We start from the raw sequence: 1,204 nt of genomic DNA on the forward strand, positions 1-1,204 counted from the left end.
GGTGCCAGCCGATCGCGGTGTTACGTAGCGTTGCGAGGATGGCGGGTCCGTTGCCTGTCCGGGCTTGGTGGAGGTCTTCACGGAACGTCACGTCGCGGACGTGATGGATCTTGTTTTCGATGTGCCAGTGTCGGCGGATCCAGATCTGCAGGTCGACCGGCTGGGCTTGGTCGGCGGGTGGTGACACGGTCAGGTAGGCGGTCTCGCGGCTGGTCTTGCCAGCGACGATGCGGGTGCGGGTGATGCGTACGGCTTGTTGGGCGTGTGGGAAGGCGATGCCGCCGGGGGTGGCGACGGTGACGGCTTTGACGGTGCGGGTTTCGCGGCGGCCGTGACCGCGGTCGCGGGTGCGGTCACCGACCGGGATCTGTGCCCAGGGCAGTCGTTTGAGCTGCTTGAACAGGGTCGGCTGGTTGGCCTTCACCTGTACGAGCAGGTGCGCTCGGCGGGCGGTGACCTCGTTGGCGTGACCGGTCTGGGTGTGTAGGGCGTCGGCGATGAACAACACCCCGGTCAGGGTGCCGAGCACCTGTTCGACGGCGTCGAGCAGCGGGGCGAACGCCGGGATCTCGTTGCTTTTGGCGTCCACGGTGACCTGGGCGAGCACGATCCCGGTGGTGGTGTCCAAAGCGGACAGCAGATGCACCTGGCGGCCGTCGCCGGTTCGGGCGCCGCGCAGCGTCTTGCCGTCGATGGCGATCACCGTGCGATACCGCCCCGGCGTGATCATCTCGACGGGAGTCCGGGTGCGCAGCCAGCCGGCCAGGACGGTGCCGAGCAGCGTGTCGTCCAGGCGCGTCAGGATCCGCCAGACAGTGCTGCCGACCGGCACTCCTGCGGTGAACCCGAGCCGTTCCTGGGCGCCTTCGTCCAGGTCGTGCAGCCAATCCGTGATCGCGGCGAACGACGACGCCCCGGCCATGACGGCACAGACCGCCACCGCCAGCAGCGGAGCCAGCGGGTAACGCACGCCTCGTGGGTCGCGTGGATCAGGAACAGCGGCGAGCGCGCGCAGCAGCCCGCCGTGTTCACCGTCGGTGACCGGCACGGCCTCGGCGGTGGAGGTGGGTGCTGCTACGGCAAGTGCCCGGATGAGAGATGATGCCATCGGCGGGTGGGGTCTTCCTCGGAGTCGTGAAGCGTCGCAACTCCATGATCACCGATGCGGCCTCACCCGCTCCTTGCGCCTCCACAGAGGCCAAAC

The 1,204-nt window shown here is 68.4% G+C and carries 1 protein-coding gene; it reads right to left on the reverse strand.

Features of this window, described 5'->3' with window-relative positions; genetic code table 11:
• Positions 1-1,108, reverse strand: a 1,108-nt coding sequence (locus tag FF096_RS26185; protein ID WP_230463006.1) for an ISAs1 family transposase, incomplete at its 3' end; no start/stop codon positions are given.
• Between the last annotated feature and the right edge of the window lie 96 nt (positions 1,109-1,204).

Origin of the sequence: Micromonospora sp. CP22 (assembly GCF_009712475.1) — a bacterium.
Taxonomy (GTDB): Bacteria; Actinomycetota; Actinomycetes; order Mycobacteriales; family Micromonosporaceae; genus Micromonospora.